Annotated in this window: 23 protein-coding genes; 6 read left to right on the forward strand and 17 right to left on the reverse strand. The window is 59.6% G+C overall.

Annotation, left to right across the window (positions count from 1 at the left end; all coding sequences use genetic code 11):
- Positions 1–29: 29 nt before the first annotated feature.
- The 4 genes from K3181_RS05615 (at position 30) to K3181_RS05630 (ending at position 3,473) form a co-directional block, all read left to right on the forward strand.
- A complete protein-coding gene (locus tag K3181_RS05615; RefSeq protein WP_067695826.1) occupies positions 30–389 on the forward strand; it encodes a helix-turn-helix domain-containing protein in 360 nt (119 codons plus the stop codon).
- Positions 386–1,684 carry a type II toxin-antitoxin system HipA family toxin gene (locus K3181_RS05620; RefSeq protein ID WP_221601624.1) on the forward strand — a complete coding sequence of 433 codons (1,299 nt, stop codon included), beginning with the start codon at positions 386–388 and terminating at the stop codon, positions 1,682–1,684. The genes K3181_RS05615 and K3181_RS05620 overlap by 4 nt, the downstream gene beginning before the upstream one ends.
- Positions 1,685–1,798: 114 nt before the next feature.
- Positions 1,799–3,031, forward strand: coding sequence for a DNA (cytosine-5-)-methyltransferase (gene dcm, locus K3181_RS05625; RefSeq protein ID WP_221601626.1), 1,233 nt, complete (start codon positions 1,799–1,801; stop codon positions 3,029–3,031).
- 31 nt (positions 3,032–3,062) lie between these two features.
- A complete protein-coding gene (locus tag K3181_RS05630) occupies positions 3,063–3,473 on the forward strand; it encodes a very short patch repair endonuclease (RefSeq protein ID WP_237487477.1) in 411 nt (136 codons plus the stop codon).
- A gap of 24 nt (positions 3,474–3,497) precedes the next feature.
- On the opposite strand, the gene K3181_RS05635 is transcribed toward K3181_RS05630, so the two are convergent.
- From K3181_RS05635 to K3181_RS05655, 5 genes are all read right to left on the reverse strand, one after another.
- Positions 3,498–5,057, reverse strand: a complete 1,560-nt coding sequence (locus K3181_RS05635; protein ID WP_221601628.1) for a hypothetical protein — start codon at positions 5,055–5,057, stop codon at positions 3,498–3,500.
- A 67-nt stretch (positions 5,058–5,124) separates the two neighbouring features.
- Positions 5,125–5,559: an EcoRII N-terminal effector-binding domain-containing protein gene (locus tag K3181_RS05640; protein ID WP_221601630.1), complete on the reverse strand. Its 435-nt coding sequence runs from the start codon at positions 5,557–5,559 to the stop codon at positions 5,125–5,127.
- Positions 5,559–7,385, reverse strand: coding sequence for a DEAD/DEAH box helicase (locus tag K3181_RS05645; protein ID WP_247714867.1), 1,827 nt, complete (start codon positions 7,383–7,385; stop codon positions 5,559–5,561). The genes K3181_RS05640 and K3181_RS05645 overlap by 1 nt, the downstream gene beginning before the upstream one ends.
- A complete protein-coding gene (locus K3181_RS05650) occupies positions 7,378–8,202 on the reverse strand; it encodes an HNH endonuclease (RefSeq protein WP_221601632.1) in 825 nt (274 codons plus the stop codon). The genes K3181_RS05645 and K3181_RS05650 overlap by 8 nt, the downstream gene beginning before the upstream one ends.
- Before the next feature lies 1 nt (position 8,203).
- Positions 8,204–9,841: an ATP-binding protein gene (locus tag K3181_RS05655; RefSeq protein ID WP_221601634.1), complete on the reverse strand. Its 1,638-nt coding sequence runs from the start codon at positions 9,839–9,841 to the stop codon at positions 8,204–8,206.
- Positions 9,842–10,266: 425 nt separating this feature from the next.
- Between K3181_RS05655 and K3181_RS05660 the strand changes: the two genes are divergently transcribed.
- Positions 10,267–10,902, forward strand: coding sequence for a S24 family peptidase (locus tag K3181_RS05660; protein WP_221601636.1), 636 nt, complete (start codon positions 10,267–10,269; stop codon positions 10,900–10,902).
- Between the two features lie 14 nt (positions 10,903–10,916).
- Here the strand turns inward: K3181_RS05660 and mobF are convergent, their stop codons facing one another.
- The 4 genes from mobF to K3181_RS05680 form a co-directional block, all read right to left on the reverse strand.
- Entirely contained in the window at positions 10,917–13,841 is a 2,925-nt protein-coding gene (gene mobF / locus K3181_RS05665; RefSeq protein WP_221601638.1) for a MobF family relaxase, read from the reverse strand.
- Between the two features lie 59 nt (positions 13,842–13,900).
- Positions 13,901–16,213, reverse strand: coding sequence for a type IV secretion system DNA-binding domain-containing protein (locus K3181_RS05670; RefSeq protein WP_221601640.1), 2,313 nt, complete (start codon positions 16,211–16,213; stop codon positions 13,901–13,903).
- Entirely contained in the window at positions 16,203–16,535 is a 333-nt protein-coding gene (locus K3181_RS05675; protein ID WP_221601642.1) for a hypothetical protein, read from the reverse strand. Before K3181_RS05675 ends, K3181_RS05670 begins: the two co-directional genes overlap by 11 nt.
- 730 nt (positions 16,536–17,265) lie before the next feature.
- Positions 17,266–17,487 carry a hypothetical protein gene (locus K3181_RS05680; protein ID WP_050599527.1) on the reverse strand — a complete coding sequence of 74 codons (222 nt, stop codon included), beginning with the start codon at positions 17,485–17,487 and terminating at the stop codon, positions 17,266–17,268.
- Positions 17,488–17,568: 81 nt separating this feature from the next.
- Here K3181_RS05680 and K3181_RS15615 point away from each other — a divergent pair, with 81 nt between their 5' ends.
- Positions 17,569–18,099 carry a DUF6437 family protein gene (locus K3181_RS15615; RefSeq protein WP_247714869.1) on the forward strand — a complete coding sequence of 177 codons (531 nt, stop codon included), beginning with the start codon at positions 17,569–17,571 and terminating at the stop codon, positions 18,097–18,099.
- Positions 18,100–18,165: 66 nt separating this feature from the next.
- On the opposite strand, the gene K3181_RS05690 is transcribed toward K3181_RS15615, so the two are convergent.
- The 8 genes from K3181_RS05690 to K3181_RS05720 form a co-directional block, all read right to left on the reverse strand.
- Entirely contained in the window at positions 18,166–18,564 is a 399-nt protein-coding gene (locus K3181_RS05690; protein WP_221597141.1) for a single-stranded DNA-binding protein, read from the reverse strand.
- 268 nt (positions 18,565–18,832) lie between these two features.
- Positions 18,833–19,102 (reverse strand): hypothetical protein, encoded by a 270-nt coding sequence (locus tag K3181_RS05695; RefSeq protein ID WP_221597140.1) that lies wholly within the window; start codon positions 19,100–19,102, stop codon positions 18,833–18,835.
- A 71-nt stretch (positions 19,103–19,173) separates the two neighbouring features.
- Positions 19,174–19,527 (reverse strand): hypothetical protein, encoded by a 354-nt coding sequence (locus K3181_RS05700; RefSeq protein WP_221597139.1) that lies wholly within the window; start codon positions 19,525–19,527, stop codon positions 19,174–19,176.
- Positions 19,528–19,812: 285 nt separating this feature from the next.
- On the reverse strand, positions 19,813–20,220 hold the full coding sequence (locus K3181_RS05705; protein WP_221597138.1) for a hypothetical protein: 408 nt from the start codon (positions 20,218–20,220) through the stop codon (positions 19,813–19,815).
- Positions 20,221–20,234: 14 nt separating this feature from the next.
- Positions 20,235–20,906, reverse strand: coding sequence for a DUF2231 domain-containing protein (locus K3181_RS05710; protein WP_221597137.1), 672 nt, complete (start codon positions 20,904–20,906; stop codon positions 20,235–20,237).
- A gap of 91 nt (positions 20,907–20,997) precedes the next feature.
- Positions 20,998–21,132 (reverse strand): hypothetical protein, encoded by a 135-nt coding sequence (locus K3181_RS15700; RefSeq protein WP_267900630.1) that lies wholly within the window; start codon positions 21,130–21,132, stop codon positions 20,998–21,000.
- Between the two features lie 4 nt (positions 21,133–21,136).
- Positions 21,137–21,868, reverse strand: coding sequence for a PepSY domain-containing protein (locus K3181_RS05715; RefSeq protein ID WP_009823988.1), 732 nt, complete (start codon positions 21,866–21,868; stop codon positions 21,137–21,139).
- Positions 21,869–21,895: 27 nt separating this feature from the next.
- Positions 21,896–22,414 (reverse strand): YybH family protein, encoded by a 519-nt coding sequence (locus tag K3181_RS05720; RefSeq protein ID WP_009823989.1) that lies wholly within the window; start codon positions 22,412–22,414, stop codon positions 21,896–21,898.
- Between the last annotated feature and the right edge of the window lie 12 nt (positions 22,415–22,426).

Here is a 22,426-nt window from a genome sequence, read left to right on the forward strand (position 1 = left end):
AGCTCCATAACGGAGATAATGTCTCGATAATGCCACATTATGATTCACCAGATCTGCGTCCGCTCTCGGTGCTGCTATCCGACCTCGGGAAGCAGATCGAAGCATATCGCATATCACGCAATCTCAAGCAGGCCGAGCTTGCGGAAATGGCAGGTATCTCGCGTTCAACGCTCGCCCGCCTGGAAGCCGGTAATGGCGGGACCATCGATAGCCTCGCCAGGATAATGCGTGCGCTCGACATTGAAGACCGCCTGCTGGATGTCATGCCGGACGCCAAGCTGAGACCGCTCGATCCCCGGTCCGACACCGGCAAGGCGCGGCAAAGGGTGCGCAAGTCTTCTGAAGGTGAGGCTGGCGAGGAATGGAGCTGGGGTGACGAGGCCCCATGACGCGTGCGGTAGTCAATCTCTGGGGTCGTCAGATCGGCGCCGTCCTGTGGGATGAAGATCGCGATGTCGGGGTTTTCGAATACACTCCGGAATTCAGTCGCAGCGGCATCGAAGTCGCTCCGCTCACAATGCCATTACGAAGCGGCGTCTACGATTTTCCCGCGCTGAATTACGAGACCTTTAAAGGGCTACCGGGCATGCTGGCAGACAGCCTGCCCGACAAGTTTGGTAACGCGCTGATCAATCGCTGGCTTGCCGAGCAAGGCCGCACAGCCGACAGCTTCGATCCGGTCGAGCGCCTTTGTTATACCGGTCGCCGAGGCATGGGTGCGCTCGAATTCGAGCCCGCTACCGGTGAGCGCCGTGAACAGGGCCGGCCGGTCGATATCGCCCCGCTGGTCGAGCTCGCCAACAGAGTCATTGCCGCGCGTGAAGAACTGGCCGGTGTGCTCAAGGGAGAGGATGATCACCGCGCACTCCAAGAGATCCTGCGCGTCGGAACCTCCGCCGGTGGCGCCCGGGCCAAGGCCGTCCTCGCCTGGAACGAGGCGACCGGAGAGTTCCATTCAGGGCAGCTGACTGCAGGGCCCGGCTACACGCAATGGCTGGTCAAGTTCGACGGCGTGTCGGGCAATGCCGACAAGGAACTTGCCGACCCAATGGGCTTCGGCCGGCTTGAATACGCTTGCTATCTGCTAGCCCGAGAGGCTGCCATCGACATGGCTCGCTCACGACTGCACGAGGAAGGCGGGAGGGCGCATTTCATGACCCAGCGCTTTGATCGCACGCCTGACGGCAAGAAGCTCCACATGCAGTCGCTTTGCGCGATGCGCCATTTCGATTTCAACCTCGCCCGGGCCTATAGCTACGAGCAGGCAATCGAGACCATCCGCATGCTCGGTCTCGGACGCGAAGCGATCAAGGAGCAGGTGCGCCGCGCGCTGCTCAATGTCTTTATCCGTAACCAAGACGACCACACCAAGAACATCGCCTTCCTGATGGATAGCTCGGGTCGCTGGAGCCTCTCGCCCGCATACGATGTCGTCTACGCCTACAATCCCAAGGGGGATTGGACCAACGAGCACCAGATGTCGCTGGCTGGCAAGACCGACGACTTTGAACTCGACGATCTGCTGGAATTCGGACGGTTTGCTGACCTGAAACCTACTGAGACCAAGTCGATCATCGAAACGATCCGGGCCGCAGTCGGTAACTGGGACAGGCACTGCAATACCGCCGGAGTGGAAGCCGACATGGCACGGAAGGCTAGGCGCGGATTCCGTGATATCGGCTGAGAAGCCGGCAGACCGGGCGATCGCCTACAGCGGTTTGTTGAAACTAAAATCTCTGCCCTTGCCCGTGGGGAATTTTCATGACATCCCGTCGCTACAACTACCCGAGGCAGACATATGCAATCTGAGTTCCGAATTCTACGCTGCCGTGCCGGACTCTCGACCGAGGAACTCGCAGAAAAACTTGGCTACTCCGAACGGGAGATTTTCCGCTGGGAGTCCGGAAAGATCAGACCTCGCAAAGTTGTGCTCGACTGGCTGCGTGAGCGCGCTGATACAGTCCCGACACACACAAATGCGAAGGGGTTCACATTCATTGACCTCTTTGCCGGCATAGGAGGACTACGCCGGGCTTTTGACGGCATAGGCGGCCGCTGCGTATTCACGTCTGAATGGGACAAATATGCACAGCTTACTTATCACACCAACTATCCGGACAACCGCCCGATCGCCGGCGATATTACCAAAGTCCCCGTCGATGAGATTCCTGAGCATGATGTTCTGCTCGCAGGCTTTCCTTGTCAGCCATTCTCAATCGCCGGGGTGTCAAAAAAGAATGCGCTGGGCCGGAAACATGGGTTCCTTGACGAAGCTCAGGGAACGCTGTTCTTCGATGTTGCACGGATCCTGAAGGCTCACAGACCAAGCGCATTCCTGCTCGAGAACGTGAAGAATCTGAAAAGCCACGACAAAGGCCGGACCTTCGAGGTCATCCGCAAAATTTTGGAGAAAGACCTCGGATACGAGCTCCATGTTCGCGTTCTAAACGCACGTCATTTTCTTCCCCAGAACCGTGAACGGATCGTGCTCGTTGGCTTCCGCGAAAAAAGTGGATTCGACTGGGCGGACTTGAAGCTTCCGGTTGAAGGCGAAGCGCGGATGCGATCGGTATTGCATCCCGAGAACGGCGGCGAAACTGCAGAATCGCACTATACAGAGGGAGAACTTGCGAGGGTCAATGCCAAGTATACCCTGAGCAATCACCTCTGGAAATATCTCCGAGATTACTCAGCCAAGCATCGTGCAGCAGGCAATGGCTTTGGCTATGGCCTGGTAGGCCCGGACGACACCTGCAGAACGCTCTCAGCGCGCTATTACAAGGATGGGTCTGAAATTCTTGTACAGCAAAAGGGACGCAAGAATCCCCGACGGCTTACCCCGAGGGAATGCGCAAGGCTGATGGGTTTTCCCGACACATTCCGGATCCCTGTTTCCGATACGCAGGCGTATAAGCAGTTCGGTAACTCGGTGGCAGTGCCGGTGTTTAGCGAGGTCGCAAGGATCATGCGTCCGCATATAACCCGGGAAGCAGCCCCGAACGATGAGGTGGCTGTCCGGGAGTATGCCTGACGTCCATGATCCCACGACAAGAAGCCGTAACATGGCGGCTATAAGGGGAAGGGACACGAAGCCTGAACTTCAGATTCGAAGTGGCCTTCACCGGCTAGGTTATCGCTTCAGGGTCAACCGGAAGGATCTGCCCGGCAAGCCCGACATCGTACTCAGCCGGTTTCATGCGGTTATCTTTGTGCACGGCTGCTTCTGGCATGGTCATGACTGCCATTTGTTCCGGCTTCCAGAGACACGCACCGAATTCTGGGCGGCGAAGATCGGCGCCAATCAAGAGCGGGACAAGGTTGTCAGATCAGCGCTGCTTTCGGAAGGATGGCGCATTGCCACCGTCTGGGAATGCGCGCTCAAGGGAAAGAATAGGATTGAACCGACAGCACTTCTGACGCGGCTGACATCTTGGCTCAGGGGTGATGAGCTATCGCTCGAAATCAGAGGCTAGGATGTAGAATCCATGTGCGCCTCGTCAATGCACCCGCCGGAAGCCACGGAGCCGGATCCTTCCGGCAGGTAACTGAGGGTCCGGATAAATGATCGGGCTCACGACGGGAGCTTTGCTGATGGATCTTTTCGAGCGCCTGTCGGTCGGATAGCCGCTCAGCACTGCCCAGATCGTTGGTGCTGCTTTGCCGATGTCGCGCACCGTCAGTCGCCATTTCCAGGCAAGATTCTCCGAGAATTCTCCGTAGTTGTCCCGGGCACTTTCGTAGCTGGCCCGGGCTTCGTCCCAGTATTCCAGCCAGAGGTCATCCAGCCATACAGGCAGCTTGCTGAAATCGTGACCGATCAGCACTCCATTCAGAAAACTCAGAAACACCGTTTCTTCGCGTTTGACCGTGGGCAGATGGGTATCGAGGGCGTCGGCGACAGCCTGCAGTGTCATCTGGCTCCCAAGAGTGCGGCTCGTCCTGAGACGGTAAATTTCGGACGCCCGCTTCGTAACGCGGCACACAGATAGCAAGTCACAGACGGTGTCACGAAGTGTGGCGACGAACTCAGCGGCATTGACCGTTGGCGAGGCTGGCAGACAGCTCAGTGCGTTGGCTGTCCGGTATGACCGCCAATCGATCAGACCATCATCACGGAGGCAGGAGGCCAGCTGATTTGCATGCATCGCAGCCACCTCGGCCGCCTTTCCTCCCCTTGCCCCTAGGCTGCCGGCGCGCAACCTCGCGACGATATCCCCTACAGTTTCCGATCCGGCTTCAGCCAGACGCTCAACGTATCTGCCCAGTCTGAGTCGGTTCAGTGGGAGTCCGAGCACTTCCCGCCTCAGATCGCCGAAGAGCCGGGGATCGACGCGGCTTGCTGCCCGGAATTCCCCGGACATCTGCGGTTCGCCGGTGACTATCGCAAGGATGATGGGGAGCTGTGCTATGACCGCGTGATTGGGAACCTCCCATTCAGCGGAGAGGGCTTCTACGAAATCTGTGAACTCGATTTCCTCAAGGTGGGAAAGACGGTCAGCAGCCCGTTTCCACCAGACCGAAAACTCCGGACGGAAATGTATTCCCAGCGTTCCATATGTCTCGTTGAGTAGCCCGCCTGTCAGCTGCCCCAGCAGCTTCTTCTCCTTCTGCCGGATCCTTTCGCGGGTGACCGGAGGGCTGGTTGTCGCAGCTATTTCATCGAGCGTCTTCTGCCGTTCCGGCGGCTGACAGATGCGTTCGCGAAGAATTGCTGAAAAGGTTTCGTCTGCGAGATTGTCGGCGACCTCTGCGAGAAAGTCCGGAAGCGAAGCCAGAAAGTCTTTGCCCGAACGCGGCCGGCCCTCATGCGGCAGGAGAGGGATACGCGTCGTTTCGCAATACCTGTCCCAATCAGTGCCCGTCTCAGCATCCGAAGCATCAATCAGCGCTTGCCGGTTTTCACTGAGCAGATCGGCGGTGCGCCAGCCAACTGTGGGAATCCGGATGATCTGCTCCCGGCTTACGCTGGCGAGATCACCGACGGTGCGAAAACCAGCCCTCTCCAGCGTTGCAGTCTTCACACCAAGGTGAAGCACGCCGATAGGGAGATCATCCACCAGTTCAGGTTGCCGGATGCTACCCCGGTGACGCGCGCCCGGCGGATCTATCGGCTCTCCGGTTTCTCTAATGTACACGGCGCCAGCCTTTCAGGCGGACCCTCACCGGTGCACCTGCCTCCTCGCCCTGAGGCGACTCATCCTTCCGGACCGACACAGAATAGGTTAGACTTCCCGGGGATCCGGTAAGCACGAGTACATCGCCTTCTGTCGCCCCGACAGCGCGGAAGAACTTGGTCATATGAGTGATGCGGTACTCGTCCCTTGTCCCGCCTTCATCATGAAGCCTGTTGTTGTAGTAAATATAGCGGAAGCGCCAAGTCACCCCCGTTTCGTCCGTCATCTCCAGCCACGCATCGGGGTTCTTCTGCGCTGGATCGAGAAACGGAAGCAGCGCAATCAGATCAGTCTGTGATTTCGGTATGTGTATGCCGGCCTGATGACCTCCGGTTTCTCCGGTGTCGTTTGCCGTCAGCGGCTTCTCATAAGTCTGACTGCTCATCAATTTTCTCCGCCGGGCCGGATGGAAAGAGCCCGCCTCAGATCATCGGCATCACGTGTTGATACCGGGACTGCTTCGTTGCCAAGCTCGCGGCGCCACTGGGATCGGTCAATCATCACCCGTTCGACAGTGTCCTCGTAAAACAGCCGGTAGATATAAACCGGCTCGGTCTGCCCGCGCCGGTGCGCGCGGGCACTTGCCTGGGATTCAAGTGCAGGGTTCCATGCTTGGGTGAAATGAATGACTATAGTTGCAGCGGTTATATTGAGTCCCGCTCCTGCCGCCTTTGGATTGAGTACAAGGCAGCCCGGCCCATCGTGGCCAGAGAATGCGTCAACGATTGCCTGCCGCTCTTCCTGCGGCGTGGACCCATTGATCGCCCCCCAGTATGCATCCGGCAGCCGACCCTGTGCTGCCTCACGGATAATCTCGCCACAGCGATTAAAAATTGCGAAGAGCAGAACCTTTCGTCCGCTCCTGAACGCCTCTTCGAGAATGGCGATTGCGCGCTCCACCTTCGGTGTGACGAGCGGCATTCCGGCTGACGGATCGATCCCCGCGTCCTGATCCCTGTCGGGATCGCCTGATCCCTGCAGCCAGGGATGGGCACAGAAGAGCTGCAACTGACCTGTCGCGACCAGATTACCTGCCACAGGGTACTTCTCAAGCGTCTCGGCGAGCACTTCATCATAACACCGGGAAAGCTCGTCACCGAGTTCGAGTGGCAGATCGATATCGATGCGCTCCGGAAGATCGCCGGCGACGTCCCTCACTTTTCGGCAGAGAACGACAGGATCGGTCAGGCGAGCCAGATTCTTTGCCGATTCCTCGGAGTCAGGATGATCGGCTTCAAAGTCCTCCCGGCTTCCCAGCAATCCAGGTATCGCGAGATCAGCAAGCGACCAGAGATCCAGGAGCGACGTCTCGACCGGCGTCCCCGTCATCGGAATGGTACGCTGCCTGGGAATCCTCCCGACTGCCTGCCTGCGCCCGGAATCGGGGTTTTTCAAAGCCTGCGCTTCATCACAAATCAGCCATGACCAGGGCATTCCTGCAAAAATGGATATGTCGTTGACCACAGTGTCGTAGGTTGAAAGCACGACCTGCGCCCGCTGCAGACCCGCGGTGATGCCGGTTCTGTTGTGTCCGCGGTGGATGAGAACAGAAAGCTCGGGCGCAAACTTCATTATCTCTTTCCGCCAGTTGGCGATCAGGCTCGTCGGGCAGATAATGAGGGCTGGTCGTGAGGTTTCCGGTTTTTCGCAGAGCAGCAGGGCAATGATCTGGATGGTCTTTCCGAGCCCCATCTCGTCAGCGAGAATGAGGCCGCCGGTATGCCGTATGGTCTGGTCCATCCATGCTACGCCCTGAGCCTGATACGGGAACAGAGTCGCATGCAGACCCGGAATGTCCTGATCCGGGCGCAGGTCGGCAGCAGCCGATTGCGCTGAGTGGAAGACGCTCTCTTCAGCTATGACAGGTATGTCGGGATTACCCAGCCGGACAAGACGCACCACATCGGGAAAGCTGAGCGTTTTCGGCAGCTGCCCGCCCAGCATCTGCCGGACTATGGCCGGCGTATCGTGAGGAAGTGGGCGGATCACATTTCCGTCGGCGACCCAGTTGTAGTCCGGGCCGGGCGCGTCCCAGACTTTCTTTTCCCCCCGCACAGTTTTGGTGCCAGCAACGTGGAGCGCAAAACCAGCACCCTCTTTCCGGATCCGGATTTCCGGCTGCACAACTCTTGACGACAACTCCCAGCCCTGGGGAGGTGCCGCTGTAATCTGCCTGAAATCGGCAGGAAGTGATGCTGATCCGTCAGTCATTGCCCAGCTTGGCCCTGAGTTCTGCGGGCGTCCAAGGGACCGGGCGTCTTGTATGTACCGCGCGATGGCAGTTCGGGCAAAGTGGTATCAGGTCAGTTGCCGGATCGTATGGTCTGGGCTCGCCGGCAAGCGAAAGCGGCTGCAGGTGATGAACTTCAATAATACCGCCAGCATCGCCATAAAGATCGCCAGGAATAAGACTGCATACCATGCAGGCTGCCCCGTGGATACGCAGGCAGAGCAGACGATTGCGTGGATTTCGTTCGCGTCGGCGTACGACGGTCAGTTTGACAGCGCCTTCAGTCAGCGCTTCCTGCTCGGTCGGTGTACTTTCCTCGATCGGATCGTATCCATAAAGCTCTGCCATTGCGGCAAGAACCGGAATGACGAGCTCCCGGCAGGTCGCTGCAACGGAGTCATCGTCAAACCGGCTCTCGATACCGCGCTTCTCTGCGATGATCGTGAAACTGCCATTGTCGATCATCCAGTCATCGGTAGTCTGATTGTTACCGATTTTTAGATCCGCGCTCGACGCTACTGAAGCGACGAGTGCCCTTGCAAGCTGGACTTCTTCTGCGCTTGCCTGCCGCATCTGCCGGATCGTATCGGCTGCGAAATTGCCGAATGCCAACTTCGCTTCGAAGCGGCGCAGACCGGTCGGCCGAAGAGTGACCATCGGGCTGTGAGAGCGCTCAAGGTCTGCAAACCAGAGCCTGATTGCTGTCTGCACTCCGGACCTGTCTTCCTCCAGACAGATTGCAGCGCCGGTTCCCTCCTCAACTTCCCGGCGGATCAGGGCCTGCTTCTCGGCAAGCATTTCAGTCCCCTTCTTCGTCCCCGGTCTCTGTCAGCTCTTCGTCGTCGGGCAGAGGCACTTCACGCAGCAGCTTCTTGAGATTGGTCGAAATCTCGTTGCGAATGTCCTCAAATATCGGCTCAAGGTCATCGTTGGTGTTGTTCTGCTCAGCCACAGCAAAAGCCCACAGCAGCAGATCCATACCCTCGACTGCATAGCCACTGGCGGCAGCTCTCTGATAGATTTTCAGATAGAAGTCGTGATGCTTGTTAATGCGGACGCCTGCTACGAAGCCTGACTCGGCATCGCTGCGCATAGCCGGCTCCCAGAGATCGCCGGACGTAATGGTTTCGACAGCTTCAACGTGAATACGATCCGGGTTTACGTGCGTATCCACGGGTACCCGAAGCTTGATGCCTGAACCGCGATTGTTGTTGAGTGTAGCGGTTTTCTGACCCGCGTCGGCAGACTGGACGTCCGGCTTTTTGGTCGAAGGCGTATTGCCGATGACTTTATTCGCGCTGCCGTGATCGACGCCGCGCTCCACCGCCGCTGCTTTCTCCTTGCGCCGGTAGCGGTTTCCTGCCTCGCGATAAGTCGGCTGAAGTAGGGTCTTGAGGGCTTCCTCAAGAGCCGGGTCGAAGAGAATTTTCGATTTCTTGACGTCGACCTTGAAGGCCTCGTCAAGCTTATGTGTGAAATCGAATTCGACGCGCAGCAACGACGTGTGCGGCTCAACAGAACCAAATACGCCAAGCCAGCCGCCCTGCTGGATCACTCGTCCTTCGCGATGAATGTAGAAGCCCTGGCCGCGGTTGGTGATATTCGCGATTTTTTGTTCGTCTCTGGTCAGATCCCGTCGGTTCGGGAGAATCCACGCCCTGATGTGCGCTGTTTCAACCGACCCGTCCTCCAGTTCGATCTCGAGTTTCTGCTGTTCAGGTGAAAGCACCTGATCGGCCTTCTCAGGATAGAACGGGTTCCACGGTCTGACCTGTTCCCCATTAACAGATATTGAGACATGCCTCTCACGATCGTCCCCTTTGTCGAGGAAGCGATAATAGATGAGAGCGACATGGTCGATCAGCCGCTCACCCAGCCGTCTGATTGCAGCCTGTTCCCTCGCGCCACCCGGATCGTCGTATTCTTTCGATAGCAGACGGTCGCATTTGGACCAGACCACAAGCGTGCCCTTGTCGCCGCAAAGCTCTTCGAAGAGCTCGTAGTCATCTGCTGTCATCTCTTCGCGGAGCATTTCCCACTGGTTCTGCTCTTCGACATGCTCGAGGTCCCATGCGAGCTTGGCGAAGTCAGCCTTATCAGACTGACGGGAAATGACCGTAAACCTAAGGCAGACCGAACTGGATGCCGTCTTGAGACCAAGGCCAAACTTGCCGAGACTGGCAAGATTAGCTCTGGCAGGTGCCCCGTAACGCATAGCGTCGAACAGCATCTCGCTGTCCATGCCATCACCATTATCACCGAAGCACACGAATTTTCGACCGTCTTCGGCCAACTCTATTCGTACATTGACCTCGGTCGCATTGGCCGCGATTGAATTGTCGATGATATCAGCGGCGGCGGTATTGAAACTGTAGCCTGTGTCCCGAAGCCCGTAAATGAGCCGTGGCGCATCGGGTTGATTAATCAGATCATTCACTTAGCCGCCCCCTTAAAAGAGGGCACCTTTGCTGAAATCCAGCCCGCTACCCCCCGCGTCGAACGGTATCGAACTTAGCGGGATGATCGTTAAATGAAAGCTGACAAACGACTTGCGTTCAAAGACCGTCTCCGTTTCGCACCTCTGCATGCCTGAGATAGACCTCAACTTTTTCCAAGGTCCGTCGCCGCGGCCGCCTTCCCTGTCTTAAGTCCAAGACAAAGCGTGGATCGCCAACCGCGCGACGACCAAACCGTGTCGCCGACATGTGCGATTCCTTCAGGTGTCGCTCAATGCGATCCAGCAATTTCATGGCCTTCCTCGACTCACTCAGCACTTGTGTTCCTGTTTTGTTCTTAGTAGGAAGGTTCCATCGAGTCTAGGAGATTTCCTTCTCTCCTCAGACCGTCAGAAGGAACGACACGATGGAACATGTCAGAGAGGAGCTCGATCGCCTGATCCAGCAGCGACGGCTCGGATATTCCTCGATCTCGCGGATGATCGGACGAAACTCGTCCTACATTCAGCAGTTCATCAAGCGCGGCTCGCCGCGCAAGTTGGACGATGATGACCGGCGCACGCTTGCCAGCTTCTTCGGGGTCGACGAGCAAGTTTTGGGCGGCCCGGCCGCGCCAATGCGTGACGGACTGATCGAAATACCCGTACTCAATGTCGATGCATCAGCGGGCTTTGGAGCGATTGCCGAAAGCGAGACCGCCCATACACGCTTCGGCTTCGACGAACGCTGGCTTGCCCGGCTGACCCGGGCAAAGAGCGCCAGTCTCTCGATCATCCATGTCCTAGGCGACTCCATGGAGCCGACACTCAGCGATGGCGACGAAGTACTGGTCGATGCGTCGGACCAAGGTTCGCGGCTACGTGACGGCATCTATGTCCTGCGCGCCGATGATGCGCTGGTGGTCAAGCGCGTGACGCTCAAGCCAGGTGGCCGCAAGATCACCATCAGCAGCGATAATTCGGCCTATCCCAGCTGGGATGATGTCGATCGGTCCGAAATCCAGGTGGTCGGGCGTGTCATCTGGTTCGGACGCGCGGTTTAGGAGCTCCCGTTGGCTTAGATCCCGATTTCGAAAGGCTTTACCCTTTCCTTGGTGAGTTCGGGCTTGTCACTTGCCTGCGAAGCGCTGCCAACATCCTTGTCTTGCGAAAGCCCCTTGGCAGCTGCCGCTTTGAGCCTTTGCGTTACTTCGACGGCCGACGCTTTATCGCCGCTGTTGGACTTGATGGCCCGGCCGAGTTTCTCGGCATTATCTGCAATCAGCGTAAGGCCGTCGCGAAGCCGGGTGACCGTGACCAAGAAGGTCTTCCGATTGGCGAGATTACGTTCGCGACTGTCCATCACTGCGATTCCGCGATCAGAGGTCAGTCCCTGCGCCATGTGCGCATTGAGGGCATAGGCGAGGTCCATGCGTTTGAGCATGGGGTCGCCGCGGCTCAGGCGGAGCTCCTTCCCCGCTGATGTCTCCACCAAGACGCCCTTTGTGTCGATGGCCACGATCCTCGCGCGGTCGGCGTTGAACAGCCCACGCTTGTGGTCGTTGTCGGTCCAACGGATCTTGTCACCCTCGATGATTGACAGCGGCTTGCGTTCGAAGAGCGACAGGCGGCTATCGTCTGCGCCCGGCCGTAAACGCGCAGGATTGAACTTGCGAAGCTGCCCCTTCCTGTCCTCAAGCACGAGCTGCCTGCGCGCCTCGTCAATGGTCTTGACTGTGTAGTCACCCTTGGAAAGTTTCTGGGTGCTGTCGCGCGAGCGGAAGTTGAGAACCATGCCCGGCTGGTAGGTGCGAAGATAGCGAAGCTCCTCGTGTGTCACATTCACCCGCGAATGGACGGTCAGGCGCCCGGATCGCGGCCCGAGCTCGCCATTGGCCTTGAGTCCGCGCTGGACAGCATCGTTGACCGCAGAACGTAAGGCCCGTCCCGACGCGTAGATCGACGTCCGATCCCGATCCGCCGGGCTGAGCGAAAGCCACTTTTCGGCAGCAACAATCGCACTGTCCCCGCGAGCCTCGATGGTTGAAGGAGCAAGCGCCCGGAGCGCATCGTCGATGCGTCCCTCCTGCGCGGCGGCCTGGGCTCGCCGCAGGGCGGGATCGCGGCCGCGCAAATTTACATCCATGTTGGCGCGCGCGATCCCGGCCTGCTGTACGAGGTCGAAGGGCTTACCGGCATTGACGGCGCCTAGCTGTCGCGTGTCGCCGACGAGAACAAGGCGGTAGACTTCGGCAAGGTTCGCCAGCCGTACCAGCTTGGCCTTGTCCTCATTCGACACCATCGACGCCTCGTCGAGCACCAGGACATGGTCTCCGAGCGCGCTCCGAGCCTCACTCAGAAGGGAGGCATTTCCCGGCTCGGGCAGAAGCCTGCCCCATTGGGCGAGAAAGCGGGCGATGGTCATCGAACGGATGCCAGTGTCGCGCTCGAGCATCTGGACGAGCGTGTTCTGCACGGCGAGCCCCAGCACTTGCTTGCCTTCCTCGCGGAGCAGCTGGGCAACCGGCTTCATCACGCTGCTCTTGCCCGCCCCGGCAATGCCCTGGATCGCTACGATCCTGTCGCGCGACGAAAGGACAAGGCCCGCAGCATCCTCCTGCCCTTCATTGAGTGAAATTCCGTGATTGAGCGCAGCAACATCCTGAACCCGCTGCGCGGCGTCCGATCGATCCAGGATGGGCGACACCGCACCTCGTCCCTCGTCGACATTCGCGAGAATGGTGCTTTCAAGGTCCAGCGCCTCGCGGCTCGCCAGCCAGCCTTTGTGTTCGCCTTTGCCGGGCTCGAGTGCGCCGCTTCTGACCAATGCGTTCACACGGGTTTCGACGTGATCCACCGTCGTCGGCAGCCCAAAATCAAGCGCCGCTTTCAGCAATCCCTCACGCGGGAACGCTGCCTCGCGCTGCGAGAGATGACGCACCGCGGAAGCAACGGCCTGCGCTGCCGCAATGATCGGTGCATCTTGCTTGAGGACATGGGCTGGGATCAGCGGATCAGCCGGATCGCCCTTGATCCGCTGGGCGAACTCTCTCAGCTTCGCAATTCCACGCTGAAGAAGGCTCCCTTCTTTGGAGCTGGGAATGTCCTTCGTTGCAGCCCGCATCTGCGACGCATCGATCAAACCGACAAAGTCAATCCCGACTTCTTGGGCTTTCTGCCGCCATGCATCGAGAAGGCCTTCCCGGTCCCTGACGGGCGCCTTGCTTTTCCTCGTATTGAGCACAGCAATGTCGCGGGTTTTCGGGGTGTTCTCACCGAGCTGGCGTACCGCCTCGAGGACTTCTTCGCGCCGCGTTGAAAAGGCCACGACCTGCCCGCGAGCAATGGCCGCTGCTTCGAAATTGCCGTGCTTTCCAACCGGCCCTGCTTCGTAGCCCATTTTGTCGACCGCCAGACGAAAGCGCGCCATGGTCATCGAGTTGAGCAGGGTGTTGAACGACCAAAGCTTGTCATTGCGAAGCGCGCGCCACTTCCCGTCGCTGCCTTGCGTGACATTTGCCACGACCGCATGAAAATGCAGGTTCGGCTCCTGGTTGCGGTTGGTGTCGTGCTGGAAAAGACCAATCGTCAGATTATCTGTCGCGACCTTCCCGTAACCAGCCTTGCTACTCATCCGGGTCTGCGCCGCGTTCTTTTCTGCCCAGCGCAAGGTCTCGATGACGGCCTCGCGATAGGCATCGATAATCCGCTGGTCGCCGCCCACCAGCGCAAGCAGCGACCAGCTTTTCGGCAGTGAGAATGTGAGGTCGGTTCCCGGCCTGTGGGCCTGTCCCGCATTGCCGACCTGGATACCGCCGGGAAGTTCTCCCCGCAGCAAGGCATCGAACTGCTCGGCGCTGACGCGGCCCTCGAGACCAAGTCGTTCCGCTCCCTTCCCGACCCAGGTTCCGGAACGATCGGCATCGGCGCCGGTGTAGTAATTGTCTGCCGCGAAATAGCTCGCGGCAGCCGAAGGCGAACGCACATTGGCGACGGAAAGCATCCAGTCTAATCCTCGTCGGGCTCCCCTCGCGGCCAGGTAATTCCCTCCCCATTTGCCTTTCACATATCGGGTTCGAACTCGCCGAAGTCCTTTTCCGGAGGATCTGCGACCGCACCTTCACGCAGGTCTTTTTCGACCGGCGTGAGCGACTGACGCCTGTTGGCCGCCGCACGGCCTCGTTGCGTCGAACCGCCCTTTCCAGCTGCATCATCGCCGGCGGTTCCTGGTTCGCACGGATGCTGTTCCGCGCCGATTGCTGGTGCATCCTCACCGGTTTGCACGGCAGCGAGAGGTAGCGTTGGCCCCCCATCCGGATGAGCATCGGAACGGGTTTCGGCACCGAGATCACCAGCAGCGCGCCCTGCATTCAGCTTTTCAAGCGGCACAGGCTCCTGCCGATCTTGCGGTTCATCGGCGACACGGCGCTGCCCCTCGAGGTCGAATTTGAGCTGCTTTGAATCGACAGGCTTACCGGCACCGTCATCATTCGAAGCGGGATGCTCGTCATTCGGTTTCGAACCCGGGTTCGCTTGGGGCGTCGCTGCCGCAGGACCCTGGCCAGGCTTTATGAGCGGTTTCTCGCGGGCGATGAAACCTTCGGCAATACGACCACGTGTGCGCGGAATGAGCGAGACCGGCGCAGCGGGGAATCCGTCGGGAAACTTGATGTAGGCCGACAGCCGCGGAAGGTTCATGAACTGGTCGGGCAGGAGCAACGGCTCGATCTGCCGCCTGGGCGTCAGACTGACTGCATCGCGCGCATTGTTGTACCCGTAGCTGTAACCCTCTTCCATGTCGCGCACCTGCCGGTGACCGATGAAATCGGAGCACCAGGTCGCTGTCTCTCGATCGGCCGTCGCCAGGATGAGCTTGGTTCGCGCAAGCGAGGACAATGTCATGGCCATGTTCTCGCCGTAGACTTCCTTGAGCTTGGCAAACGCATGCACCCCGGTGACGATCGCACCGCCGAAGTTGCGCGCGGTTTGCAGCCCCTTTTCAAGCGCCGGTAGTCGGTGAAGGGCGCCGAGTTCGTCGATCAGAAACCACATCCGCAGGTCCTGTGTGCGCTCGAGCGTCATCAGCGTATTCATCGCCGTGTCGAGCCATAGCGTGAGCAACTGCGAGGAGATGCTCATGTCGACATAGCGGGCAGAGAGGAACAGGATCGAGCCCGCCTGGCAGTCTCCTTTGACCCAGTCGCGGACCGAAAAACGCGGTCCGGATGAGGGCAAGAGCTTGAGCACTTTCGCATTCGCATTGAACACTGCGCGGATCGATTCCGCCATGCGGGCCGCCTCCGGAGCGGTCAGCGGATCGGCCATCGTTCCTCGCATCAGCTTATGCACTTCGGACAGGTCAGCGGTCATCAGCCGCCGAGCCAAGGCCTCGTTGGTCGCTGTGCCGGCACGGGCAAGATGGAGACACATCTCGACGAACAGCATGCGCGCCGCGAGCACCCAGAATTGTTCGGAACCACCCCCGTCATGGGGCACGAGCGCTTCAGCGGCGGCATGAAACTCAGCTTCCGTCGTGCAGTCGTTGAACACGCTCCATAGCGGACACCGAAGATCGACAGGATTGAGAATGATGTCGCGCGCGGGATCGTAGAAGGCCTCAATGAAAGCCCCTGTGAGGTCGAAAATAACCGCGCGCTGGCCGCGTTCACGCGCTTCGGCAACAAGTTCTGTGAGCGCCACCGTTTTACCGGTTCCGGTCGTGCCAATGAGCATGGCGTGGCTCTGTTCGAGCCGCCACGGCCAGCTCACGCCGGCGAGATGTGCGGGTTGATAATGGCCCGCTTCGGCAAGCGCCGACGAGCTCGCAAGCCGCCACTTCCAGCCGAACTTGCGTCCCAATTCCTCGGCCCGGAATGCCTTGTTGTGACGCTCGATTTCTTCTTCGAGTTCGTCGAGCGAAACAAGCATTGCGCCGCGCTCGTGCTTGCGCTCCTTCGACCGCCCGCCAAAGCGCTCGGCGAACCACCAGAAGAACACGAAGGCCGGGATCAGCAGTACCGCCGAGACCAGCAAACCCTGCTTCACTGCCGAACGAAATGCTTCGACCGCCTCGCGCATTGGCGGGAACTCGCGAACAATGCCAAAGGGGAGGCCGACCCTTTCGCCGTCAAGCAATTCAAGGTTGACCAGCTTGGCCGGATCGAACTCCATGAAGGCATAGAGACTGGCGTAGATATGCATCCAGACCAGGTAGATCTGGTGATCACTCAGAGCCGAACGCACTTCCCAATAGCAGGTGCCGACGGCAACCAGGCCGGTGACAATCAGTGGACCCTTCAGCCCCGCAGCAAACATGAAACCGAAGTGGCCGAGCAGCTGGCTCCCGCGGGTGAAGTTCAGGAGATTATGCTTCATGGGAATGGCCTCCCATGTTCGCGTTGACGGGGAGGCCAAGACGCTCGAGGCGTCGCCGGTACGCCTCATGGGTACGGTCGCGCAAACTCGCGTCCGAATGACTGGCCAGAAGCGCATCGAGCGCCACCGAAATGAAGATTGTCTGGCGCGCGGGATCAAGCCCTGCGGGGCGTTCCTTCGTCTCGTTATCGCGCTGCCACGCTGCGACAATGAGGTCACGGATAAAGATGCTGACACTGACGCCATGGTCCGCGGCACACTGGCGAACCCAGTTCCCTACGGAGAGAGATACGAATGTCTGAAGCCGATCTTGTCGGGTCATGAAACAGGTTCCTTGTCGGGCCGACGGAACCTGGCTCACCTTGCGGAAGGTGCTGCTGAGAATAAATCGTGAACAACTCGCAGTCAATCGAAAGATTCAGACATTATTTCAGTGTGATAGAGAGATGTGAGTTGTCAGCGGATCAGCGCAGAGCCGCTCTACTCGCAGACGGGTTGATTTCGCCCAAAACAACATTCTTTAGCAGTAACAGAGAGATAAATCCCGAAATCGCGGGGTAGGGTGTGCTCCTTTGTTCCCAAGTGCGCGAGGAGGTCCAGGCAATAAGGGGGATTGATCAAGGACGACCTTTCCCGATCTCCATGTTGGAGCGCGAGCAACCAGGCCTGGCACCTCTTCGGATGCAGATCGAGAGCATTCGACGCTTCCAGCCAAAGACAGCACCTGCGAAAGAGGCAGCGGCCAAGGGCGCGTGGGAAGCAAGGCAAGCGGGGCATGTCGCATGCCCTAGCCTCCCGCCGCCCGACCCGTTGCCGGTTCGCAAGTGCGTGCGGGGCCCAGGAGAAAATCAGGCCGCACCCTCAGGAGCGCATCGCAAGATGCGCGGGACAGAGTGCGTCCACAGCCCCGCTCCATTTATCGGGCGCCGCCACATTGCGGTGGGCGGCCGTCAGAGTAACCGACCGAACCGGTTTCTTGCGCTTCGATGGACTACCCGGCGAACAAGAAAAAAGGGCAGGAACCGTTCCCGGTTCCGGCCCTGTCGATAGTCTCAGAACTCGTCGAGCATGCCGCCGTGGACCGTGTGGACCACCCGCGCTGCGAGATGCGCTGGCAATATGTTGTAGTCACCCTCGTCGAGGGCAAAGTACCCGAGTTCGTCATCCTCGATAACGTGCTGATCGAAGAAGCTGTGCAGCGCTCTCTTCTCGGCTGTTTCCAGAGCCTCGAAATAGCTCCGGGACGGAAGGGCGCAATGCATTGAATAAGCCATGATAATCCTCCTGATTTCTGTCGTGAGACGACAGGAGGCGTTCGCGATGGTCTTGTGCATCCCGGGTCAGGGATCGCCCGAATGGGCGACCGCGATAGCGGCGGTGGGGGTAACGATTTTGTTCGCTGCCGGATGCAATCCGGTGGCGGGCAAAATGGTGGGGCCCCGCCATCCTTGAGGCGGGAGGCGCAAGGCCATCATGCTGGGAGAACCGTGAGCAAGAACCCACAACCTCCGCCCAATATCAAACATCTCCTGCATGCGAATTGCCTTTCCTACACCCCGGTGACGCGGGCATGGAAACAACTGGGGAGCGGATCTGAGGGGGACAAAAGGACAAGTAACATGCCCCGAAACAGGAGCGCGATTGCAGCCCTGCAAAAGCTCGAAGCGGACCGCGAGGCGCTCGACGCCAAACAACGCGAACTTGAAGTGCAAGCAGCCAGGGAACTCGGCGAAATCATCCTGGGAAGCGGCCTCGAAAGCTTCTCGAAGAAGGGCCTGAGGAAGGTTGCCGAAGAACTCGGGAAACTCGGCGAGGATGCCGCGATCGAGAAACTGACGGGGCGCGGTGCAACCCGTGCTTCGAATGCAGCGCCGGGAACCCAGTAACCACAGAAGAAGAGGCCCTGCCGCTTGCGGCAGAGCCTCTTCGTAAGGGGACGATCGGGATCGATGTCAGTCGATCTCGGGAGCGTCGGTGTTGTCGCCTTCTTCACCCGAGCCGTTGCCGCGGGAGAGAAAGTCGACCTTGTCGGCGAGGATCTCGGTGCCGTAGCGCGTGACCCCATCCTTGTCCTCCCACTGGGTGTAGTGGATGCGGCCCTGGACACTGACCAGCTGGCCCTTTGAGCAGTACTGCCCGACGGTCTTGGCAAGGCCATTGAAGCAGGTCACCCGGTGGAACTCGCTTTCCTTGGCGGTGTAGCCGTTATCGTCCTTGTAGGTCTTGCCGTCCTTGTCGCGTGCGGGGCGATCGGTGACGACGGTGATCCCGGTGACGTTGGTGCCGCCCTGGGTCTCGCGGATGTCGGGATCGCGGGCGATGCGGCCGGTGAGGATTGCGATATTGGTCATGATGAAATTCCTTCAGTTCCTCAAACCGGAGACCATCTCCGGCTTGCGAACATCCAGAAGAAGCAGGGCATGGGAGGACTGCACCGCAGGCCTGAAGGGCCGAAGGGAAACCTGTTCATGACGGGGGGTGCGGGCAGGCGGCGAAGCCGCCAACACGGCCGGAAAGGAACGGGTTGCGGCTCCTCAGCTGACCTGGTTCAGGACTGTTCGCGAAGAAAGCCGGATGGGTATCGGGTGCGGGTCTGAAGGTGCCAGGACCCTGCTGCAATCAGCTTACCACATCGCCTTCCGATGCCGCCAGGAGATCCATGAAGTTGCGGGCTGCTTCCCGGTCTTCCTCATTCTCGAAGGCCACGTCGAGGTCAGGGGCAGACCCGAGCAGGTAGAGCATGGCCCACAAGGCAAAGCGCTTGCCCCGGTCCTGCTCGAGACCGAGATCGACCTGGCACCGCTCGATCCCCGATGCCAATGCCTCTGCGCCAACCATTCCGAGATCGGCAGTGCGGAAATAGCGGACGAGGAGCGTATCGAGGTCCATCGCAGTCTCTTCAGGTCAACGATCCAGCCGCAGGCAGGAGAGCTAGGGTTCGAGGGCCGGTCATGCGTCAGTCAATCCGTTGAAGGTTCCTCGCGAAACCGTCGAGCGCGCTCCACAAAGTTCTCCATTTGTGTGGCAGCGTGCAAGGTTAGCGGATGCTGCGTCGCGTCGGCGCGTGGGGAGATGAACTCGGCCAGTTGTTCGATCGCAGTGAGCTGATGATCGCTTGCCGTGGACAATAATCCTAGCACCATGTTTTCGAGCGCGATCACCCTTATGCGTAGCTGGATTATTTCGGCATCCGTGAGCGGAGGGATGTCCCATTTCTCGCAATCGGCCGCGAGGGCTTCTTGCGGCCCGCAAGGGAGCGCACCGCCTTCGTCTTCCCAGCGCGACAGCGCACCGGCCGTTCTTTTTTCGGTCATTGGCAGTTCCTTTCCATGTCCCACCACGCGATTGGCAGCGCAATGCTTGTATAGCACGAAGCCATGCCGGGAAGCGCCTGGCACGACGACAACGAGGACGAAGAGACGGAACCCCGCGCGTTGGGTTGGTCTTCACGCGGGGTTCCAGAACGGCCCCTTGGGCACCTGCGACCCGCAGGGCTTCGGGGGGAGGCGGAGCCGTCCTTTTCTGATGTCCGGATTTTCGTCACGATTGCTTGCAGACGATTTCTCCTGACTATCCTGACTGATGGGCCATGCGCCGGATTACATGCCTTCCATGTCGTGATCGGCCATCGAGGACATGTCATGGCCGGCATGGGGATCGGCGGGCGGGGTCGCCTCGCTCTCGGGTTGCGCGCGCGGTGCCGGCGCGGCGGATGTGGCAGTTGCACGTGGTACCGGAGAGGCGGCTCGCCGAGACGCGGGCGCGGCAGCATCGCCTGTCGAAAGAGCGTCCTGCCGCGCAGCCACTGACTCACTTTCGGAGGTAGAGGTTGTCGGGTCTGCAAGACCACCCTCGGGTGCCATGCCGGGCATCACCGCTGCTTCGCCCATCGGCGACACCTCTGAGGTCGGTGTGCTCTCCTGCGCTTCGTCGCAAGCGGCGAGAGCGGACATCATCGGCGCAATCGCGAAAAATGCGATCGCTGTTTTTGACCTGGAAGTACGCATGCTGTTCAACTCCTTCAGAGCCAGGAAATTCCGAGATGGTTTGGCCCATGCGCGAGTTCGCCGCCAAGGAAGCCCTGCACCAGAATAAGTGCTGCCATCGAGAAGATAGCCGTACGCAACCATGCGCGGCTCTGGCTCGGCCTGCTCGCGAGGTATGCCATTGCCACACCGAGGACCGCGATCAGCATCCCGTTCCATCGATGGACCTGCATGACGGCATCGCCTCCGAACCAAAGGCCGGTGTGAATCCATCCGAACAGAACTGCGACGACTGCGCCGATTGCTCCGCCGTAGACGAGTACGCCCACCGCACTTTCCAGGCCCGCTCCTTTCCGGCGCATCACGAACAATTCGGTGGCCGCAGCCATGAAAAACAAGGCGATCGGGAAGTGGATCGTTGCCGGATGCAGCTTTTTCAGTACGGCCATGACGCCGGTTTCGCTCTCATCCGCATGGCCACCGGCCTCGTCATGGGCTGCGCCCGCTTCATCGTGCGCGCCGGAGGACTCGCCAGCATCCGCAGTCTCGCCCATCTGCGCCATGGCCGCCTGGTCGTGCACATCGCCATTGGTGGCAGCAGGCGCGGCGCTCGCCTCTTCGCCGTGCTTTTCGTCGCCATGAGCCTGAACGGGTCCGACGAAGAGCAGGCTTGCGGCGAGCAGCGCCAGAAATGAGGGGGCTTTCATGTCTCGTATGTCTCCCGACCCTGCAGTTAAAGTGCGACCTATGTGCCTGATACGCACGGCAGCCGCGTGCCCCTCGCATTAATTTGATAGTTCAGCGCGACTGAAGTGCGCCCGGGTGGTCACGCTTGCTGGCGGCATCATCGCGATCGTCGAACGCATTCGGCTCCTGGCCGCGTTCGGCCTGGCGAACGAGGGTAAGGCGTTCGCCCACGCGAATAAGCCCCATGGGCTCAGGCGAGCTTGCTCTTCTTTGCGCGGCGGCGCAGCCTCGGCATCCGGTTCGCCAGCAGGACGAAACCCGACAGGGCTATGATCGTGCCGCCAATGCCGAACAGCAGCAGCCACCAACTGTTGATGCGGTCGCGCTCGGTCCAGTCCATGATGTGGAGGCCCCAGATGAAATCGAACAGGCGCCATGTATCGCTGCGCGCCGCCCCGAGCGTGCCGCTGGCGGCATCGATGTAGATGCGCGTCGAAGCCTCGTCAGCATAGGTGACCTGCCAGGCCGGAAAAGGGCCGCGAAACTCGGTTCCGATGGGGTCATCGACGATCCGTGCGGCCTCGATGGTCGTGCGCGGCCCGGTCCATGCGCGCAAGGCGATGGATTTTGCCGTTGCCGCCGAGATGGGGGAGAGTTTACGCCCAGTCACCGGATCGTGGAGGCTCACGCTACCGTCAACCTTGCGGACCTCGGTCACGGCATCGCCGTCGAGCGAACGTGTCGTTACCGCTGCAAGAGTACCGTCGTTTGCGACCCAGGCCGGGAGCGGGGCATCGGCGGGCAGCGCCTCTTGTTCACGCGAAACGACATGTTCGGAGCGAACTTCTTCCAGGTCGAGAAACGACATGAGGGCGCCGGTTCCCATCCACAAGAGAACCTGGACACCGACGAAAATCGCCAGCCATTTGTGGATCTTGCTGCCGAGCACATGCAGGCGCAGCTTCAGCGACGGCGTTGCCAACCGGTGCTACCTCTTCGAAAGCCGTAATCAGTTGCGCGGCGCGCGCGACGAGGAATGGTACTGGACGATTCTCCACCCGTCCGCATCGTGAGCAAGCACCGATGTCGCCACGCCGTCGCGCTCGATCACCCGGCCATCGCTAAGTTCGATGCGATAGCCATACGTCTCATAGGCATGGGCCATGTGCCCCATCCGGGTGACGGTCAGCGTGGGGTCGGTAAAGGTGAAGCTCACAATCGCGTCGAGCTCGGGGCCCAAATGGTGCTCCATGTAATTGGCAAAGCTTCCTTCGGCCTTGCCATTCTCGAAGATCGCCGAGTCCTCGGCGAAGAGCGCGCGCATTGCCTGCGCGTCGCGCGCTTCAAGAGCGGTGCGATAGGCCTTGAGGGTTTCTTCAGCGCCCGCGACATCGTCCGCCGAAGCGTCCATCGCGTGCATCTGATGGTTCGCATGGGAAGAGTGGTCCATCTGCTGCGCGAAGGCTGGCAGCGGTATCAGCGTGGCAACAAGCGCAGTCGCCGCGATGCGTGTCAAAGTCTTGGTCATGGAAGTTCTATC

This window comes from Qipengyuania mesophila (assembly GCF_019711655.1).
Lineage (GTDB): Bacteria > Pseudomonadota > Alphaproteobacteria > Sphingomonadales > Sphingomonadaceae > Qipengyuania > Qipengyuania mesophila.

Bases quoted from the DNA above. Each gene is read 5' to 3' on its own strand.
- K3181_RS05615 (WP_067695826.1), top strand. From the start codon at position 30: ATGCCACATTATGATTCACCAGATCTGCGTCCGCTCTCGGTGCTGCTA.
- K3181_RS05620 (WP_221601624.1), top strand. From the start codon at position 386: ATGACGCGTGCGGTAGTCAATCTCTGGGGTCGTCAGATCGGCGCCGTC.
- dcm (WP_221601626.1), top strand. From the start codon at position 1,799: ATGCAATCTGAGTTCCGAATTCTACGCTGCCGTGCCGGACTCTCGACC.
- K3181_RS05630 (WP_237487477.1), top strand. From the start codon at position 3,063: ATGGCGGCTATAAGGGGAAGGGACACGAAGCCTGAACTTCAGATTCGA.
- K3181_RS05640 (WP_221601630.1), bottom strand. From the start codon at position 5,559: ATGAGCAGTCAGACTTATGAGAAGCCGCTGACGGCAAACGACACCGGA.
- K3181_RS05645 (WP_247714867.1), bottom strand. From the start codon at position 7,385: ATGACTGACGGATCAGCATCACTTCCTGCCGATTTCAGGCAGATTACA.
- K3181_RS05650 (WP_221601632.1), bottom strand. From the start codon at position 8,202: ATGCTTGCCGAGAAGCAGGCCCTGATCCGCCGGGAAGTTGAGGAGGGA.
- K3181_RS05660 (WP_221601636.1), top strand. From the start codon at position 10,267: ATGGAACATGTCAGAGAGGAGCTCGATCGCCTGATCCAGCAGCGACGG.
- mobF (WP_221601638.1), bottom strand. From the start codon at position 13,841: ATGCTTTCCGTCGCCAATGTGCGTTCGCCTTCGGCTGCCGCGAGCTAT.
- K3181_RS05670 (WP_221601640.1), bottom strand. From the start codon at position 16,213: ATGAAGCATAATCTCCTGAACTTCACCCGCGGGAGCCAGCTGCTCGGC.
- K3181_RS05675 (WP_221601642.1), bottom strand. From the start codon at position 16,535: ATGACCCGACAAGATCGGCTTCAGACATTCGTATCTCTCTCCGTAGGG.
- K3181_RS05680 (WP_050599527.1), bottom strand. From the start codon at position 17,487: ATGGCTTATTCAATGCATTGCGCCCTTCCGTCCCGGAGCTATTTCGAG.
- K3181_RS15615 (WP_247714869.1), top strand. From the start codon at position 17,569: ATGGGCGACCGCGATAGCGGCGGTGGGGGTAACGATTTTGTTCGCTGC.
- K3181_RS05690 (WP_221597141.1), bottom strand. From the start codon at position 18,564: ATGACCAATATCGCAATCCTCACCGGCCGCATCGCCCGCGATCCCGAC.
- K3181_RS05695 (WP_221597140.1), bottom strand. From the start codon at position 19,102: ATGGACCTCGATACGCTCCTCGTCCGCTATTTCCGCACTGCCGATCTC.
- K3181_RS05700 (WP_221597139.1), bottom strand. From the start codon at position 19,527: ATGACCGAAAAAAGAACGGCCGGTGCGCTGTCGCGCTGGGAAGACGAA.
- K3181_RS05705 (WP_221597138.1), bottom strand. From the start codon at position 20,220: ATGCGTACTTCCAGGTCAAAAACAGCGATCGCATTTTTCGCGATTGCG.
- K3181_RS05710 (WP_221597137.1), bottom strand. From the start codon at position 20,906: ATGAAAGCCCCCTCATTTCTGGCGCTGCTCGCCGCAAGCCTGCTCTTC.
- K3181_RS15700 (WP_267900630.1), bottom strand. From the start codon at position 21,132: ATGGGGCTTATTCGCGTGGGCGAACGCCTTACCCTCGTTCGCCAGGCC.
- K3181_RS05720 (WP_009823989.1), bottom strand. From the start codon at position 22,414: ATGACCAAGACTTTGACACGCATCGCGGCGACTGCGCTTGTTGCCACG.